General features: G+C 63.5%; 16 protein-coding genes and 1 pseudogene. 9 read left to right on the forward strand and 8 right to left on the reverse strand.

Annotated elements, in window-relative coordinates:
• Window positions 1-286 precede the first annotated feature (286 nt).
• From OCL88_RS17700 to OCL88_RS17735, 8 genes are all read right to left on the reverse strand, one after another.
• Window positions 287-712, reverse strand: coding sequence for a DUF4913 domain-containing protein (locus OCL88_RS17700; RefSeq protein WP_264963370.1), 426 nt, complete (start codon window positions 710-712; stop codon window positions 287-289).
• Complete coding sequence (locus OCL88_RS17705) at window positions 705-2,474, reverse strand: type IV secretory system conjugative DNA transfer family protein (RefSeq protein ID WP_264963371.1); 1,770 nt, start codon at window positions 2,472-2,474, stop codon at window positions 705-707. Before OCL88_RS17705 ends, OCL88_RS17700 begins: the two co-directional genes overlap by 8 nt.
• Window positions 2,474-4,093, reverse strand: coding sequence for an ATP/GTP-binding protein (locus OCL88_RS17710; RefSeq protein ID WP_264963372.1), 1,620 nt, complete (start codon window positions 4,091-4,093; stop codon window positions 2,474-2,476). Before OCL88_RS17710 ends, OCL88_RS17705 begins: the two co-directional genes overlap by 1 nt.
• Complete coding sequence (locus tag OCL88_RS17715) at window positions 4,093-5,604, reverse strand: SCO6880 family protein (protein ID WP_264963373.1); 1,512 nt, start codon at window positions 5,602-5,604, stop codon at window positions 4,093-4,095. Before OCL88_RS17715 ends, OCL88_RS17710 begins: the two co-directional genes overlap by 1 nt.
• A gap of 1 nt (window position 5,605) precedes the next feature.
• Window positions 5,606-6,823: a hypothetical protein gene (locus OCL88_RS17720; protein WP_264963374.1), complete on the reverse strand. Its 1,218-nt coding sequence runs from the start codon at window positions 6,821-6,823 to the stop codon at window positions 5,606-5,608.
• Window positions 6,824-6,927: 104 nt separating this feature from the next.
• Window positions 6,928-7,653 carry a hypothetical protein gene (locus tag OCL88_RS17725; protein ID WP_264963375.1) on the reverse strand — a complete coding sequence of 242 codons (726 nt, stop codon included), beginning with the start codon at window positions 7,651-7,653 and terminating at the stop codon, window positions 6,928-6,930.
• An 11-nt stretch (window positions 7,654-7,664) separates the two neighbouring features.
• The gene (locus OCL88_RS17730; protein WP_264963376.1) at window positions 7,665-7,952 is read right to left on the reverse strand and encodes a hypothetical protein; all 288 of its coding nucleotides are present in this window, start codon (window positions 7,950-7,952) and stop codon (window positions 7,665-7,667) included.
• A gap of 15 nt (window positions 7,953-7,967) precedes the next feature.
• Window positions 7,968-8,585: a DUF6668 family protein gene (locus OCL88_RS17735; RefSeq protein ID WP_264963377.1), complete on the reverse strand. Its 618-nt coding sequence runs from the start codon at window positions 8,583-8,585 to the stop codon at window positions 7,968-7,970.
• Window positions 8,586-8,728: 143 nt separating this feature from the next.
• Here OCL88_RS17735 and OCL88_RS17740 point away from each other — a divergent pair, with 143 nt between their 5' ends.
• The 9 genes and pseudogenes from OCL88_RS17740 to OCL88_RS17780 all read left to right on the forward strand — a co-directional run.
• Window positions 8,729-9,001, forward strand: coding sequence for a helix-turn-helix domain-containing protein (locus tag OCL88_RS17740; RefSeq protein ID WP_011689726.1), 273 nt, complete (start codon window positions 8,729-8,731; stop codon window positions 8,999-9,001).
• A 36-nt stretch (window positions 9,002-9,037) separates the two neighbouring features.
• Entirely contained in the window at window positions 9,038-10,120 is a 1,083-nt protein-coding gene (locus tag OCL88_RS17745; protein ID WP_264963378.1) for a CHAP domain-containing protein, read from the forward strand.
• On the forward strand, window positions 10,117-10,632 hold the full coding sequence (locus OCL88_RS17750) for a hypothetical protein (protein ID WP_264963379.1): 516 nt from the start codon (window positions 10,117-10,119) through the stop codon (window positions 10,630-10,632). The genes OCL88_RS17745 and OCL88_RS17750 overlap by 4 nt, the downstream gene beginning before the upstream one ends.
• 6 nt (window positions 10,633-10,638) lie before the next feature.
• Window positions 10,639-12,102: a MinD/ParA family protein gene (locus OCL88_RS17755; RefSeq protein ID WP_264963380.1), complete on the forward strand. Its 1,464-nt coding sequence runs from the start codon at window positions 10,639-10,641 to the stop codon at window positions 12,100-12,102.
• Between the two features lie 72 nt (window positions 12,103-12,174).
• Complete coding sequence (locus tag OCL88_RS17760; protein ID WP_264963381.1) at window positions 12,175-12,420, forward strand: hypothetical protein; 246 nt, start codon at window positions 12,175-12,177, stop codon at window positions 12,418-12,420.
• A 141-nt stretch (window positions 12,421-12,561) separates the two neighbouring features.
• A complete protein-coding gene (locus OCL88_RS17765) occupies window positions 12,562-14,424 on the forward strand; it encodes a hypothetical protein (protein WP_264963382.1) in 1,863 nt (620 codons plus the stop codon).
• 631 nt (window positions 14,425-15,055) lie between these two features.
• A complete protein-coding gene (locus OCL88_RS17770) occupies window positions 15,056-15,688 on the forward strand; it encodes an AAA family ATPase (protein WP_015062035.1) in 633 nt (210 codons plus the stop codon).
• Complete coding sequence (locus tag OCL88_RS17775) at window positions 15,688-16,008, forward strand: hypothetical protein (protein WP_015062076.1); 321 nt, start codon at window positions 15,688-15,690, stop codon at window positions 16,006-16,008. The genes OCL88_RS17770 and OCL88_RS17775 overlap by 1 nt, the downstream gene beginning before the upstream one ends.
• A gap of 300 nt (window positions 16,009-16,308) precedes the next feature.
• Window positions 16,309-16,547, forward strand: a pseudogene (locus OCL88_RS17780) (helix-turn-helix domain-containing protein); the annotation flags it as partial.

Here is a 16,547-nt window from a genome sequence, read left to right on the forward strand (position 1 = left end):
AGACGAGGAAAGCCACGCCTGACGAAGCCTTTCGCTACCGGCGGACTTGGACCAGCGAATGGCCGGGGTAAGCATCCACGTCCGGTAAATCGGCGCTCCGGTTCAGAACCCGTCTGGACTGCTTTTCCGCTGCCCGCAGGCGGGGGACAATCCTGGTGGGTTATCCACCGCTACTTCTGCTGAGGGAGCTTTCCTGGTGGCTCCCGGTTTTCAGCCGTGGATAACCCGGATTGACCCCAACTGTGGACAGCTCGCGAGGTCACCTTGAGCGTTGGAAACAGCCGGTTTAGAACAGCCCTGCGGGTGGTTCCTCGCAGGGCAGCGGGGCGAGTTTGGAGCGGTGGCCTTCGTCCGGGGTGCAGCCTTTAAATGGGCCGTCTGTTGAGAGCAGGACGGACATGTGGTGGTCTGCGTGGTCGCGCCACCAGACGCTCATCCCCGTGGTGCCGTCCAGGCGCAGGAATTCCCAGGCGCGCCAGAGCGCTTCGAGGCGGCTAATGGCTTCGGCGTGCTTCCACCATTGCGGGCACCAGGTCACCCCGCCTTGGACGTTCAGTTGCCGGCGGTAGCTCGTGGCCAGCTTGTTGCTGACGAATTCGGCGACATTCGGGTAGAACAACTCAGGAGCTTGCGCGTCCTCCTCGGTCGACTCCGTCGCGCCGGCCGAATTGTCGTCCGGCTCTTCGTCCCACTCCCCCAGGCCCTCACTCATGTGAGGCGCCCGCGGCGATCCACCGGTTCCCGGCCGCGACCGCCGGCTTGTTCGCGGGGTCGTGTGCGGCGATGGAGGCCCGGACCGCGTCAGCTTGCGGTCCGCTCATCCAGGGCACCGTTTCCAGCAGCGCCGCGGGGGTGCCGGAGGCGAACATGATGGCCCGGCCGCGAGGAAAGGCGGCCAGGTCCGAGACGTCCAGGGTGCGTTCCTTGCGGTCGTCGTCGCGGCTGTAGGAGGTGCCTTGTTTGGAGCGGCTTCTGGTCATGTTGGAGTACCTGTACTCCCCCACGAGCTGGGCAAGCTCGTTGAGGAATTCGGCTTCGGCGACGCCGCCGCCGTAGACCTTGATGTTGGAGGCGCTCCAGAGTTTGCGCATCCCGTCGCGTCCCCAAACTTCAACGCCTTGGGACCAGGATTGGAGGATGGTCATCAGGACGATGCCGCGGGATCCGTAGTGGCTGTAAAGGTTCGGGAGCTCCCGCCAGCGGCAGACGTTGGCTGCTTCGTCCAGGACACCGACCATGGGTGTGGCGAGCCGGCCGCCGGGCGAGTGGACGGCGAGTTCTTCGGCGGCCTCGACAGTGGCCACGGTCAGCGCGGTCACGAGCGGGCCGGCGGTGCCTTTGCCTTCCTTGGACAGGCTGTACAGGGTGCCTTTGGAGCGGACGAATGCTGCAGGGTCGAACTGCGGCCGGGTGTCGTTGTCGCCCTGCGGGGTGACCCAGCGGGCGACTTGGCGGTTGGTGAGGCAGGAGGCCATCTGCAGTGCCGTGCCGTACACGCCGCCGCGCTGTTTTTCGGGGGCGTTGATGACGCCGCCGACGGCGTTGGCGGTCTGGGTGAAGCCGTGGGATTTGAGGATGTCCACCGCTTCATCGTCAGCCGGTCGGGTCAGCCAGGTGTGGACCTGCGTGATCGGCCGGCTGTCGAGGGCGGCGGCGAGGAGGAGCCCGGCGAGGAGGTCCTGGCCGGCGGGGTCGAAGTAGGCGTCGGTTTTGGCGTCGGGGCCACGGGAACCGGCGGCGAAGTGGTCGGCCAGGCGTGCTGCTTTCACCTCGTCGGTGACGTAGGACAGGGGGTTCCACCACCACGTGGGTTCCTCGAGGGCGACGGACTGCGGGTCGAACACCCATACGGGGCCGTCGGCGGCGCGGACGTCGCGGGTTCCGTCGACGATGTCCCGCTTGTTCGAGGTCACCAGCGCCGCTCCCGGGGCGGCGAGGATCGCCGGGATCGCCCGGGATGTCGTCTTGCCTGTGCGGGGTCCCCAGATGTCGATGTGCATGTCTTCCCAGGACCCGTAGACCATCTGTCCGCCGAGGACGGTCTTACCGACCGGGACGCCGGGTGATCCTGTCACGCCGAGGCGTTCGGCGGTGGCGGTGGCACCGCGCAGGCTGAGGGCGCGCAGGTCGCGGCCTTTGGCCATGTGCTGCGCGGCGGCGTCCACCCGGGAACGTTTGGACCGTTTGCGCAGCACCGACCGGACCACCAGGACGGAGACGACGATGATGATGACAGCGAAGCCGATCAGGACCCAGGTTGCGGCCGGGGGCCAGGTGACCTTCTGGGAGATCAGGCTGAAGACCAGTTCAAACGGGTTCGCCGGCAGTGTCTGGCCGTCACCGGACAGGATCGAGCCCAGGTGCACGGCGCCGGCGACCGAGCCGACACCGAGCACCACGATGGTGATGAAGACCCAGAGCAGGATGGTTTCGGTGTCGAGCTGCGAGCGTTTGCCGCTGCTTGGTGCGCCCATCAGTTCGCCCCCTCGCCGGTGTTGTTGATCGTCCAGCGTTTGTTGGTGTCGTGCAGCCGTTCTTCGACGCTGGTGAGTTTGAGTGCGACCGGGATTCCGGGGCGGCCGCCGACTTTGAAGAGGAATTTGCCCAGGCCCGGGCGGACGCGTTTGCGGGAGCCGCCGACGTCGGTCCATGATCCCGGGTCGGCCCAGGAGATGAGGCGGGCCTGTTCGGCCCTGGAGAGGGTGACGGCTTTGTTGAGTTTTTCCATTTCGGCCCCGGGCAGGGCGCCGCAGACGACCATGCCGGAGCGTTCGACGAAACCGCGCGCTTTCATCCGTTCGGATTCGGTGGGCAGGGCTTCGAGGTCGCTCATGGTGTGCGTGATCATGGCCTGCCCGACACCTTCGGTGCGGTTGAGACGGGTGAGGGAGTCGACCCGGTCGACCATGCCTTCACCGGAGCGCAGGGCCCGCCAGAGCTCGTCCATGACGACGAAGTAGTTCCGGCGCGGTTCCAGGCCGGCGTCGGCCAGGGTGTGGGCGACCTGGACGGTGGCGAACCCGGTGGACCAGCAGGCCAGCAGGCAGGCCGCCTGGATGTCGCGCTGGGTGTCGGAGATCCCGGAGAGGTCGAAGACCACGGGTTTGGTCAGGTCCATCGGCTGGTCGGTTGGCTGGGAGAACATGTCCGAGAACCGGCCCGAGCCGTTCAGGGAGTACAGCGACTGGCGCAGTTGGTCGGTCGCGTCGAGGTAGCGGCTCATGTCGCCGCGGTCCAGGGCGATCGCCCGCAGCTCGTCGGGGGCGTCTTTGATGACCTCGATCAGGTCCCCGATCAGGGGCACCCGGTCCAGGCGCTCGTCCAGGATGTGCAGGGCCCGGTCAAGCAGGGATTCCTCGTGGGCGCTGGGCTTGGCGTTCCGCACGATGGTGATCAGCGCCGTGATCATGTTCAGGCGCCGGTTGTGCGAGTCGGCCATCAGCTGTTCGGCCAGCTTCTCCGCCTTCACTGCTGCAGCGAGCAGCGGCGCGGCCGCGGCCTGGCCGCCATCTGGATCGTTCAGGGTCCGGTTCGCGTTGGCCCGGTGTTCCTCGGCCGAGGCGAGCAGCCTGACGGCGGCTCCCGTGGCTTCACCCGGGTCCAGGACATTCAAATGGCCGCGTCCAGGGCCCAGACTGATGACCTGCCCGCCGAGAGCTTCGATCAGGTCAACGTAATCCGGCTTCAGGTCACCGAGGATCAACGGGTTGATGCTCCGGCCTGCCAGGCCTAGGACAATGTGCCGGACCAGGGTGGACTTGCCGTAGTGCGGCAGGCCAAGGACGAACATGGAGGGGTTGTTGATCATGCCGTGCATGAACCAGCTGATCGGATCGGCGCCGAAGGGCGCGCCGGTGTCGGTGTGAACGCCGATCGGGACACCTAGGATCGGGGTCCCACTGCCGCCCACGAACGGCCAGAGACCGCAGACCTGGACCGAGGTTCCGCGCCATTCGTCGGCTGCAGTGACGTAGACAGCTTCGCCCTGCCCGCGGCCGCGCCAGCCCCGAAGGCCCGGGCGGCGGGCGACAGCGGCCGCGAGCTTCGTGGCCGGGGCCTGTGTGCGCTGGTACTTGGTCTTGCTGCCGAACATCACATGGCCTCGCGGATCTCTTCGGGAACCTTCAAGTGCTTGGGCAGGACCAGACCCAGTGGCAGGGACGCGGCAAAGGCAGAATCCTGTGAGCCGTAAGCGCGCCGCAACAGCAGACGTGCCGACGGACCGAGATTGCCTTCCACGACGGCCACAGTGTCCTCAAGGTCACGGGAGGACAGCACCGTAGCCGTGACCACCATGCCGAAGTTGACCAGCCCGGCACCCTTGGCTTCCTCCGCTGCGGTGGCCTGCGCCGCGCGGGCGTCGACCAGGGCGCGGGCGGTGGGCCGGTTAGTCGAGGAGGCCCGGGTCAGGGCGCTGGTCTGGTCAGATTCCACGATGGCGGCCGCGCGGCCTGCTTCGATCGGCCGGTACAGCAAGGTGACCCGCTTGCGGGCAATCTCCCCGTGCGGTGCGACCAAGCGGGCCAGAGCCGAGGCCAGGATGTGTCCGCGGGGTGCGCCCGTCATGGTCCAGGACACCGAGTGCCCGGAATCGTGGCGGTAGCCGTCCCAGCCCGCTTGGCGGGCGGACGGTCCAACGTCGCCCCAGTCCAGGTCCACAGGTGTGCCCTGGTAGTGGGCTTCGTCAATGAGCCGTGCCGCTGCAGGGTCGTACGCGACCCGCACGACCTCACACAGTTCCTGGGCATTCAACGGTGCGCAGGCTCCGGCGCCGGTGGATTCCAGCCGCTCGGTCAGGCTGGGAAGCCGCGAAGCGAGATCCCGAGCGATCTCTTCTGCCGTGCGCCGCTTGCCGCCGGCCCGGGCAGCGGCACTGAACGTCAGCGCGACCCAAGCACGGATCGTGGCCGAACCCTGCGGGTAAGTCGCCAGGGCCTCCCGGAGCATGGCCTTGGCAATGTCAGGGGCATCGTCATGGATGTTCGATTCAACTTCCCGGCGCAGCCGCGCCCCGGAATCGGGTGCGGTTTCGACCGTGACGGATGCAGCCACGACGGCAGGTTCATTCGACAACGAAGCCAGCCAGCCGCCCCAGTTAGCCACCCAGGCATCAATCTGCTCGGGATCAACCAAGGATGCCCCGTCGGGCTGGGTGCCGAAGACAACGGTGTAGTGCGCAGTTGAGGGAAGGTGGATCAGCGCGAAGGGGCGGCCATAGGAGTCGGTGAACTCATACAGCTTGGAACCGGCAGAGATCCCAGGCAGCTGGAACTCGCCCCAAGGCGTCAGTCCCAGCGGACCGGAGCGGTAGATGTTGGCCTTCTTGCGCCGCGCGGAGCGGAACGCCAGCCGGGCGAAGACCCGCTCCCCCACGGACTTGTTGTGCTTGTCGGTCACCGAGACGACCGCCAGCGCCACCCCAAGAATGAACAGAGCAACGAGCCCGGCGAACCAGCCGCCCACAAAGAGACAGATCACCGTGATAATGAGGCCAACAAACAAACCGGCTGTTGCCAGCCCGCCAAGGGTGCCGATGCCCGCTTTGCGCGGACGCCGCCAGTTGCCGTAGGTCGGTTCCCTGTATGTGTTCTCGATAGCTGCCATCTCAGGCACCCCCCGTGGATTCTTCGCTCATGTCTTTGATGGCCCCGGAAGCGGCCTGGCCTGCTTCAACGCCCTTCTGTGCGGCCAGTACGGCGACACCGCCCGCGCCCGCGGCCACAGCGCCACCGCTGACGGCCGCTCCGCCGCCTGCAGCAGCACTACCGGCACCGGTAGATGCTGCCGCGCCAGTGACTCCGGCGCTCCGGGTACCCGTCTTCCCTGCTGTGCCGGACGTTCCTGCCGTTCCTTGGCTGCCAGTGCCTGAGGGGCCCTGTGATCCGGGGCTTTGACTCGAGGTGCTGCTGGTTGTCGTCGAGCTGGTGGATGACCCTCCGCCGCGTCCGGCGCTGCCCATGCTGATGGCGCCGGAAGCCAGTGCGCCGACCGTCCCTGCTGCCAGAGCGCCATTGCCGCCAGCGACAGCGCCAACCATGGGGGTGACGAACCGCATGAGGGCTGGCATGGCGAACAAGGCAATGATCATCAGAGCAAGTCCGGTGACTGTGGTCAGGAGCGCGGAGCCGAAGTCCTTGCCGTCACCAACGTTTCCGAAGATCTTGCTGCCGCTGAGCTGGAAGGCCGTCGCGTAGATAATGGCGGCCGCGGGTTTGTAGAGAATGAAGGCGATCAGCCATGCCGTGCACTTCTGGAACCACCCCTTGCCAGCTTCGGTGTTGGTGAAAGCTGCAGCCGTAGGGAAGATCCCCGTCAGGATGACGAGCAGGCCACCGCGGATGATCATGAGCACGATCTGCATGACGGAGGCCAGAATCGCGACCAGCCCTAGGAGAATGATCATGATCGACCCGAGCGGGCTGGTGGCCGAAAGCGCCAACAAGGCTGTGATGTTCTCGTTGAACGAGGTGCCGTTCGTGGAGTTAGTGATGATCCAAGCCGAGAACTGATCAGCGGCAACCGTCAGCAGTCCCACTGCTGCGACACCAGCGCCGGAGACGACGATCAGGGTCGCCAGCGAACGCACCAGATCCCGCAACGGTGCACCCCTGCGCTCAATCGTCATCTTGGCGGCACCCACGAGGACGGACAGCACAGCCAAGGAAGCCGTCCAGAAATAGAGACTGTTCTGCAGAAACAACACCGGATCACTCGCAGTCGACCCACCCGGGGCTGCGGTTAGAGCGGGAGTTCCCACATTCACCCAAAACGTCCCAAGCGTCTTGACGACGTTTCCCACAGCGTCTGCGACTGCCTGAGCCATGTTCTTGACCGCGTCATTGGCACGATCATTCGCCCAGTCTGAAACGACGCATCCAACTTCCCACGGTTTGCAGGGCTGCCCGTTCTCGTTGGCCGGAAACAAAGTTAGACCCCCGCCCAACTAATGAAGCTGTTCAAATCAGAGAGCTGTCGTGCTTCTGCCATGCCAGTGGCGGGCAGAACCCATTTCCAATCGCCGCCTTGCCACTGCATTGCCACGGGCACTGACCCGACGCTGCCGTTTGCTGCTGTGAGGCCGTATTCAATGACGGCGCGGTCGCCGGTGTAGTCCACGACCTTGTAGCCCGCGATCTGAAACGGTGCCGTCGTCGGGGCGCTGGTCGGTGGCTCCGACAGCATCTTGTCTCGTTCCGGTCCCTCGACCACGAGATGCTGGGCCAACAGGTCGGGACGTCCAGAACTCCCGAGAACAATCATGTTTGCCCCGGCGTAGAGCGCCCCGGTGGGTGAGTGTGCAAAGCAGGAGCGGAGTCCATTGGTTTCGGTCTTGCCGGGGCCGAATTGCGTCGGCGATGTTGGTGCGGCGATCTTGCCGACCAATTCCCATTTGGTATCGGCGGGTGCGGCGGCCGGCTTGGCCTGGTCACCGGATGGCAGGCCGCACACGCTGGACGCCGACGCCGCGGTCGGTTGACCGCTGCTGGTGCTTGTGTTGATGGTGCTCGGTTCAGGGGACGCCGTTTCCCCACCTCTGGGAACCAGGGCGAGGATGATCCCGAGCGCGACAATGATCGCCACGACAACGGCCGAGATGATGAACTTAGGTTTGGTCAGCGGATTCTGGTCTTCGTTCACTGTCGGTTCAGTCATGGCAAAGCTCCTTAGACCAGGGCGCCAACGACGCCGCCAGCGGAGGCTGCGAGGATGCAGCCGCCGAGGACCCATGCCAGCCGGCCGGCGTGCTCGCCGCCCTCGCCGCGTCGGTTGTTGATCATCATCGTTCCGGCTGTGATCAGGATGCCGGCCACGGCCAGGCCGAAGACGATCCAGGCGACCCACTTGAGGATCGTCAGCAACCCTTCAGCGCCGGGAGGGGCCTCGCCGGTGCCCGGGTTCGGTATCTCGGTGATGGCAAAGCTTGACCATTCGAGGGCCTTGGAGAACAACATTGGGTTTTCTTCTTTCTACTTGGCCGGGAGACCGGCAGTGGCAGCGACGGCGAGGCGTATCTGCTCGAGGACGGTGCGGGCTTCTTTGGGAAGTTCCTCGGTGGCGACGTCATGGCCGTAACGCCATCCGTCGACCCACGGGAAATGCCACAGGTGGGGCACTCCCCCACCGACGACGCGGGCGAAGTCGCGGATCTCTTTGGGGAGCCGTCCGGGAGCGTCAGCCATGACCATGAGGCCGGCGACGTGGATCCCGGGAAGTGAGCCCGAAGCCCATTCCGTTGCCGCCAGCCGTGCTGCGCGAAGGCCTGGGATATTGGACCGTGCAACGAGGACGATCACGGATCCGGCTGCCGTCAAGGGCCAGTGATGCTCGGCGGCTTTGGTGCTCTTGTCCAGGCGTGCAAGGGACGTTTCGCCCGCGCCGCCGTGGACGCCAAGCCACCAAAAATCCGGTTCCTTCCCCGCAGCGTTCCTTCGGGGAAGCCGGTCCGCGTGGTCCGGTTGCGGAACGCTCAGTTGCGGCCTCGTCGCCCCCGTTGGGATGAAAGGCGGCTCTTCCGGGAAGGCAAGAACGGGTTCGTCGATAGTTTCTGCGCCGAGCGTCACCCAGCGGTTCTTTGAGACCGGCATTTCACTTCCCCTACTAATGTCCGCAAAGATCGTATCGGTACCATCCGACACGAAAGGCCAAAAGTGACCCCCAACAACAGGTTTAGTACCTTTCAGTCACTTCCAGTACATCACAGTACCAATTTGTGGTCTATGCTGGCTCTATGCGGTGGGACGGACTGAGCGTGGACCCCAAGTACCTGGAAGCACTCTTCGCCAAGTACCCGGAGCGTCTTACGCCCCAGGACCTCGAGGAGATCTTCGGGTTGTCTCGAAACACCGTCTACCGCTGGCTCCAAACCGGAGTGATTCCTGCTTACCAAGTCGAGAAGACATGGTTGATCGCCAGAGATCAAGTCAAGGACTGGGTCTGGGAGAACCGGAACACGCTCAGGAAGGGCCAGACACCAGAAGTGAACGACGAGGACCAGCCCTAGGGCGAAGCAGCTGACGAGCAGATGTGAGGGGGACACATGCAATCACGAACGAGCGCGCCTGCGCTGGTCGCCGGCGCCGTCCTTGTACCCGCCGGCTTGGTGCTGTCCATCATCCTGTTCGGTGGGGGCTCTCAGGCCGTGGCCGACGTCTGCTCACCGACCGGGTTCAGCGTCAGCGTTGACGCAAGCCAGCTGCCCAAGGTCGCTGTCGCCGGTTACGAGGGCGAGCAGCTGAAGAACGCCGCCCTGGTCATCAACGCAGGAAAAGCCCTTGGCCTGTCGGCCCGGGGGCAGACGATCGGTGTCATGACGGCCATGGGCGAATCTGGGCTACGTGTCCTGGACTACGGCGATGGTCCGGGCCCTGACTCCCGGGGACTGTTCCAGCAGCGCGACAACGGTGCGTGGGGAACCTACCTGGAACGTATGGACCCTACGACTTCAGCCATGAGCTTCTTTACCGCCCTGCAGAAGATCAGCGGGTGGGAACAGCTCGAACCCACCACGGCCGCGCACCGGGTCCAGCGCAACGCCGACCCGTTCCACTACCAGTCCTACTGGGCGGCGGCCGTCGAGGTCGTCGCCGTCCTGGGCGACGCAAAGATCACCGATGCCGGCGGGGAAAGCTCCTGCGGCATCCCTGGGCAATCCGGCAAGGACGATGACCTGCCGTGGCGCACGGCCAAGATCTACGAGCCCTCCCCGCTGGGCATGTACAACCGCGAATGCGTCGACTTCGCCCTCTGGCGCGTCAACCAGCAACTCGGCAGCACCACGGCCCCCTACAAGGTCCTGAACGGCACCTTCCGGCCTGACGGTGCGGTGCTCGGCTCTGCCCTTACCTGGAAAGACGGCTGGGATGCCAAGGGCTGGCCCACCGGTGGAACACCCCGTGTCGGCGCTGTCGTTTGGTACTCCCCCGGCACCGGGGGCGCCGACGGCACCTACGGCCACGTCGCCGTCGTCAAAGCCGTCAATCGTGACGGCAGCTTCGTGGAAGAGGGCTACAACGGCAACCCTGCCCCGAATGACCACACCTATTACACCCGCACCGTAGAGAACAGCACTCCCAGCGCCTTTCTCTACCTGCCCGGCAGCGACTCACTGGAGGAACCATGAAACGCGCCCTGACAGCCCTCGCGGCCCTGCTCGTGTGCACGGCCTGCGCGCCGGTATCCACCTCAACACCCGCGGAACCATCGCCCAGTGCTTCCGCCGCCACCTCCGCCACGCTCAGCGCGGGCGGCAAGCCCCAAGCTCCCGGTGGCACAGCACCGGCTACCCTGGGCATCGCCTGGGACGAGGCAAGCAAAACAGCCGCGCTGGACACCGCGACCAAGGCCATGACGCTCTATGCCCGACCAGCAGTCACCGACAAGGTCTGGATCCAGGAACTCGGCCAGCTCCTGACCCCCCAAGCAACCGCCGATTACCAATACGTTGACCCGGCCAACATCCCGGTCACCAGGATCACCGGAGCGGGCCAGCTCAGGATCGAAGAGAGCAACGGTTTTGGCTGCCATGTCGTCTTTCCCACCGATGCCGGCGACTACGACGTGCAGCTGCTCCGCAGCGCAGCCGACAAACCCTGGCAGGTCAACCGTTTCACACCCCCGAACGGCACAAAGTAAGGACAGATGATGGAAACACAAGCACTCGACTTCCCCAAGATCAACGCCGTTCTACGCACCAACGGAACCGGCGAAGTCACCATCAACGGAACCTCCCACGCTATCGAGGCCGCCGACGAAGCCGCCGTCCTTAGCGATGCATTACGAATCATCACCGAAACCGCGGCTCAGCTCGGCCGACCCGTCCGCGTCAGCACCACCGACCCGGACGGGCAGGGCCTCATCATCGTCTCCCCCGAAGGCGTCGTCAGCGAGGCCGCACCGATCAAGCCCACCCCGCGGCGGGAGCAGGACCCTCTGCCGGACACAGCAGCCCCTTCGCCCGAGACGGCCAAGGCCACGACCAAGGCCGCGCCGGCTCCCACGCCAGCTTCGGTCCCCGATGCCTCTCCGGCCGAAGAAGTACCGGCACAAGCTGTCGACGCTGCGCCGGTGACCTTCGGTGCAGCCGTCACGCCCGCGGCCGCCCAGGGGCCCGCACCGGCCGCCAAAGCAGCCGCTGCGGAGCCTGCCACCCGGCGCAGCCTCAAAGACACCTCATTCCTCATCAGCGCGCCCGTGCTCCAGCCGGCCACGCGCGGCTGGCGCGGCGTTCTCAGCCGCCTGGGCTTCCGGATGGACCCCTCACCCGAAGAGTTGGCCGAACGCGAAGACATCCGCACAGTGAGCCAGCACTGGCCCGGCCCCCGCACCGTCGCTGTCGTCAACCGCAAAGGCGGAGCGAACAAAACCCCCACCGTCGTCATGCTCAGTGCGATCCTGGCCCGCTACAGCGGCGCAGCGACCGTGGCCTGGGACAACAACGAATCCCAAGGCACTCTCGGCTGGCGCACCGAACAGGGCGGCCATAACAACAGCGTCCTGGATCTCATCGACTCATCAAAGGCGCTGCTCTCCCCCAGCGCCCAAGCCGCCGAAATCGCCCAGTTCGTCCACCACCAGACGTCCGACAAGTTCGACGTCCTGCGCTCAGACGAGAACGAGGAGGGCGACCATGAAGTGACCGCAGAGGAGGTGGATATCGCCCACCAGGTACTCACCCGCTACTACCGGCTCATCGTCATGGACTCCGGAAACACGGCCCGCGCGGCCAACTGGCGGCGAATGATCCACCACACCAACCAGCTCGTGGTCCCCGTGACAGCCATCGAAGACCGCGCCGAGGCCGCGCGCCTGACCCTCCAAACGCTGGAATCCCGCGGCGGACACGATGCCGAGCTGGCCCGCAACGCCGTCGTCATCGTGTCCGAGTCCACCGACGCCAAACGCAGCATGAGCGGCGATGCGCTCAAGCGCGCCAAGGATGAAGCCCGGCGGATCGCAGACGGCTTCGCCCCCCATGTACGAGCCGTAGTCCGAATCCCCTACGACCCCGCCCTGGTCAACGGCCCCATCCGCTACGACGCCCTCCAACCCGCCACCCAACGCGCGTGGCTCGCCGCAGCCGCCGCGGTGGCCAAAGGCTTCTGACCTCGTCTAATGGAAACGACACGCCGAACGGGCCGCGCAGTTAACGGTACCGGTACCTATAGGCTGGGGTTTATGAGTACAGCCATCCACAGACGCGTACGGGGTACAGGGGCCGGCAACGTCGTCCTCAAAGTTGACGTTGCTGCCGATGCTAAAGCTCTGGTGGAACGTCTTGCCACCCACATGGGGCTCTCCAAAGGACAGGCAGCCGAACGCCTCCTGATGAGCATCCGGCTGGATGCTCGCGGGTTGCCTATTTGGCCTGACATAGACGACCACCAGGAACAAGGAGCCCTGCCTATCGATAAGGCTTCCTAACGGAAGAAGGCCCCTCCTAAAAGGAGGGACCTTCCTAATCCTTCGCTCAGATCCCTCATCCGCCAAGATCCGGATCCGAGCTGTTACAACACCCACGCTGTGGGTGCCATTTGTGTTACCTCGAAAGGAACTACTGTCCCTATGGTACCGGAACCGGTATTGACGTCAACGCATGCCCTTGTGAGTGTCGCTCCACGTCCCAAGCCGGAAGATGCATGGGGTCTTGCTCCGCTGATTGCTGGCGCGCCTTCGTACCGGTTGGGGCGGTGGATTGGGCAGAGGTTTCAATATCCTCGGCCGAAAAATGCGCCGAAGATCACTCCGTCTTTGCCGGGACATCCTGCTGCTGTAATGGTGCACGGCACGGATGGCCGAGTCTCCACGCTGTGCTTGGACTTTGATACCTCGAAGGCGCTGAAGGGCGTGGTGGACTCGGACGCGGTCCGGGTGGGCCAATTGTTGTCGGCGTGCGGCATGAGGTTCGTGGAGGATTTCTCCCCCAGCGGTGGACGACACCTGTACGTGCCGCTGCACGACCGGATGGACGCAGCCGAGGCCCGGGAGCTGGTCGAAGCGCTAGCCCTTATGGCCACCAGTCTTGACCCGAGCCCCCACCAGAACATCACAGACGGGTGCATCCGTGTCCCAGGAACGATCCACAAGTCCGGTGGCCACCAAACCCTCATCACTCCCCTGTCCCAGGCGTACGACATCCTGCGCCGCCGCAACCCAGCACGGGGCTTAGTGCAGCTGCGTACGGCGTTGGCGCCGGAACTGGCCCGCAAACGCGCACTCAAGGCCCGCGAAGCGAAGACCGTAGCCGCTCAACGGACCGGCGGGCTGCCGGCGCTCTCACTGAGATCCAGTAGTGAGACCCCGCTGCGACGGGTCGCACGAACCGGTTTGTACGACACGGCTAAGTACAAGGGCCCGTCCGAGGCCCGAATGGCCGTGCTGAACCACTTCAGTGCCTGTGGCTGGTCCCTGCAGCACGTAGAAAACGAACTCGTCGGCCAGTTCCCGGGCCTAGCTGCCCTCTACGGATCTGCAGAACGCCAGGCAAGGCTCCTTCCGTACGAGTGGGCCAAAGCCCAGGCCTTCACCGGTGCAGCTTCGAGCGCCCGAAAACCGCTCCCCCGTAATCGCGGGGAAAGGAGTGCACTTATTAACAACACAAGCGCCACTTTAACCACCGGGGGGGCAAGCAAACCCAGCAGTGCTGCCGTACACCAACTCGTGAACGACTTGGAAAATGTTCTGTACGCAGTCCTTGACCACAGACTCCAAAAACGCGGTCGAGAAGGCCTCAGCCTCCGTCTACTGATCCGCGGATTGTTGGGATACATGCGGGCTAGAGAAACAGACATCCTGGATGTCGGTTGCCGCACTCTTGCTGTCGCGATGGGGAAACACCACGTCACCATCGCCAGGCTGCTGCCCGTCTTGGTTCAAGCTTCTGATGGGATCCTCACTAAGATCGCCGACGCACGTCAGAAGGCGGCCGATGTTTACCTCATTCAACTCCCTGAGCACTACCAACAACTTGCACGGGAACTAACGTGGCGGAAAGGAAAAATTCATGCCGTCCGCCCCGTGTTTCGGGCCCTGGGAGACGTGGCTGCCCTTGCCTATGAGGCAATTGAACGTGGGCGCCACTCCCCCACCACCGCGGAAGTGGCCCGCAACAGTGGTGTCAGCCGCAACGCCTGCTCGGCCGCATTGGCTGAGATGGAGACACTCGGCATGATCCAGCGCCACGGTAGAACGTGGAAAACCACTTCAGTGAACCTCCGCATGCTCGCCGCCAGGCTCGGAGTGCTCGACGACTACCTTGACCACATCCGGCGGAATCGTCACGAACGCGCGATCTGGCATGCCTACCTCGATAGGTTCAAGACACTCCAGCTTGCGATCGATGAGGTCGATTTGTTTGATTCTGAAAGGGATGAGTATTGGCTACCCCCGGATGATGCGGCAGTGTGGCGAATAGATCAGCCCGCATAGGTCTCTGGTGCAGTTGATTTCGCTGGCAGCTACCAAAATGCTAGTGAATCGGTAGTGCCTTAGTAGTGTTTCGCTAGCACAGCGTTTCGAGTTGGTCCCACATCCCTGCTGAGCGTGGGTGACGATTGCGTGGAGCTTATGCTCGCGTCCAGCAGTTTGAGGTTGATCCTCAGCCACGGTCGTGTAGTAGTTCGATAGCACTTTGAAACTGCTCCGATAATTTGGGCTGTGCATTGGTACGCCGCCCACGTACTGATACTACTTTCATAGTGCTATCGAATAAGTAGTGTTTCGCTAGCAAACTTGCTCCTTTGGCAGTCATCAGCTGCCCCTCAGTTTCACAATCACTATCAAATCAATAGTGATTCAATAGCAATTTAGTAGCGAGCAGTATTCCATATGACGCGCATGACTCCAGTCAGGGAGGTGAGTACTTGGGCTTGCTGGCGGCCTGGTCCCTCAGCGCCCATCGCTATCAATCGGATAGTGATGTGATAGCAGTTGAAACTGCTATCACCCTATCCGAGGATCTTCTCTCGATCCGGCCCATTTGCTACTGCTTTCATAGTGCTATCAAACAGGTAGCGTGTCGCTAGCCTTTTGCTATCAACCTCGGCATTAGGTTGGAGGCATGATCATTGTTGTGGGTAGCGAAAAGGGCGGCGTCGGCAAGTCCACGGTTGTAACCAACCTTGCTGTTGAGCTGGCGAAGCGGGGGATGCGCATAGCGGTCGTGGACGGCGACCGGCAGCGGTCCACTGCTCGTTGGGCAGTAGACCGCGAAGAGGCCGGGCATGAACCTCGCATCTTTGTAGTGGAGAAACTTGGGAGCCTGCACGAGACGCTGCGTGAACTGGATACGAGCTATGACGTTGTCCTTGTCGATGTGGCAGGGAAGGACAGCAAGGAGATGCGCACAGCCATGACTGCGGCCCACCAGTTGTTGATCCTGACGCAATCGAGTCAATTTGATCTCGATACACTCGCGACTGTCGATAGGTTGATTGAAACTGCCCGTGACTTCAATCCCTCCCTTCGAGTCAGAGGGGCTCTTACACGGGTATCAACCAACGCGTTCGAATCTGAAAGTGGCGACGCCAGGGATTACCTTTCCGACTATCCGAGTATCGAACCACTGCGAACCGTTCTGTATGAGCGCAAGGCTTATCGAGACGTGGTGGGGGAGGGGCTCGGAGTTGTTGAGTGGAAGAACCCTAAGGCGGCGAGGGAAATCCGTGGGCTGGTAGAGGAGTTGATGGGGTAGTGGCAATCAAGAAGCGGTCCGCGTCCGAGAAAGCTAGGGACGAGGCTATCGAGGCGTTTGGCAATGCCGCTGAACCACTACTGACCTCGCCGGCTGTCAGCGCTGAGCGCGGAATTCCAGCCAGGCCCAGTGTCACGCCCACACTTAGTGATTCGAGGGACAAGGGGACTGCCAGAACGATGTTGCTTCGTTTTGACGAGGACCGTGAACTCATGGACTTACTTGCGGACGTGGCGAAGCTCGAAGGCCGAAAGAAGCATCCGATGGCATTGCGCGCTCTTAGGATCGGTCTCGAGCAGGTCCGCGACAGTTACGAGTAAGTAAGCCACCTGGATCTATGAAGTTGCTATCAAGTTGATAGCAACTTCATAGCAGTCACAGGATAGTTGGCCTGCGGTATCAAGCGCGTATTGGAGCGCATCCAGAAGGCGCGTCAAAAACGACCGTTTCTGACCTGCGGTCGGCGAGCCTTCAAATGTCATTTTCCGTACTCGCGTGCACGGCGAGCAGCGCGTTTCCAGGGTTGTGCAGGCGGGTGTTGAGCACTGGTTTTTCCGTACTCCTCTGCACTAGGGTCGTTTTTGCTTACTACTCCTCTGCACGCCGAGGGAGGTGTCGGAGTGGATGCGGAATCGGCGCCCATTCGTGAGCCGGGCACACTAACGATGCCGGATGACCTGTGGGATCGGACGAAGTCGGTTTCGGCCGTGATCGGTCCCTTGGCTGCGCGGACGGTCGTTGGCAGGGCCGCGGTTGATGCTGCCGCCGCGGCCTTGGGCGTATCGCGACGCCAGGTGTACGTGTTGATCAAACGCAGTCGCGATGGTTCTGGTTTGCTGACAGATTTGGCTCCGGGCCG

This window comes from Paenarthrobacter sp. PAE-2, from assembly GCF_026013155.1.
GTDB classification, from domain to species: domain Bacteria; phylum Actinomycetota; class Actinomycetes; order Actinomycetales; family Micrococcaceae; genus Arthrobacter; species Arthrobacter ureafaciens.

Coding starts and splice junctions, on each gene's coding strand:
- OCL88_RS17750 (WP_264963379.1), top strand. CDS start 10,117: ATGAAACGCGCCCTGACAGCCCTCGCGGCCCTGCTCGTGTGCACGGCC.
- OCL88_RS17735 (WP_264963377.1), bottom strand. CDS start 8,585: ATGCCGGTCTCAAAGAACCGCTGGGTGACGCTCGGCGCAGAAACTATC.
- OCL88_RS17765 (WP_264963382.1), top strand. CDS start 12,562: ATGGTACCGGAACCGGTATTGACGTCAACGCATGCCCTTGTGAGTGTC.
- OCL88_RS17740 (WP_011689726.1), top strand. CDS start 8,729: ATGCGGTGGGACGGACTGAGCGTGGACCCCAAGTACCTGGAAGCACTC.
- OCL88_RS17715 (WP_264963373.1), bottom strand. CDS start 5,604: ATGGCAGCTATCGAGAACACATACAGGGAACCGACCTACGGCAACTGG.
- OCL88_RS17745 (WP_264963378.1), top strand. CDS start 9,038: ATGCAATCACGAACGAGCGCGCCTGCGCTGGTCGCCGGCGCCGTCCTT.
- OCL88_RS17725 (WP_264963375.1), bottom strand. CDS start 7,653: ATGACTGAACCGACAGTGAACGAAGACCAGAATCCGCTGACCAAACCT.
- OCL88_RS17705 (WP_264963371.1), bottom strand. CDS start 2,474: ATGGGCGCACCAAGCAGCGGCAAACGCTCGCAGCTCGACACCGAAACC.
- OCL88_RS17720 (WP_264963374.1), bottom strand. CDS start 6,823: ATGGCTCAGGCAGTCGCAGACGCTGTGGGAAACGTCGTCAAGACGCTT.
- OCL88_RS17730 (WP_264963376.1), bottom strand. CDS start 7,952: ATGTTGTTCTCCAAGGCCCTCGAATGGTCAAGCTTTGCCATCACCGAG.
- OCL88_RS17760 (WP_264963381.1), top strand. CDS start 12,175: ATGAGTACAGCCATCCACAGACGCGTACGGGGTACAGGGGCCGGCAAC.
- OCL88_RS17770 (WP_015062035.1), top strand. CDS start 15,056: ATGATCATTGTTGTGGGTAGCGAAAAGGGCGGCGTCGGCAAGTCCACG.
- OCL88_RS17755 (WP_264963380.1), top strand. CDS start 10,639: ATGATGGAAACACAAGCACTCGACTTCCCCAAGATCAACGCCGTTCTA.
- OCL88_RS17710 (WP_264963372.1), bottom strand. CDS start 4,093: ATGTTCGGCAGCAAGACCAAGTACCAGCGCACACAGGCCCCGGCCACG.
- OCL88_RS17700 (WP_264963370.1), bottom strand. CDS start 712: ATGAGTGAGGGCCTGGGGGAGTGGGACGAAGAGCCGGACGACAATTCG.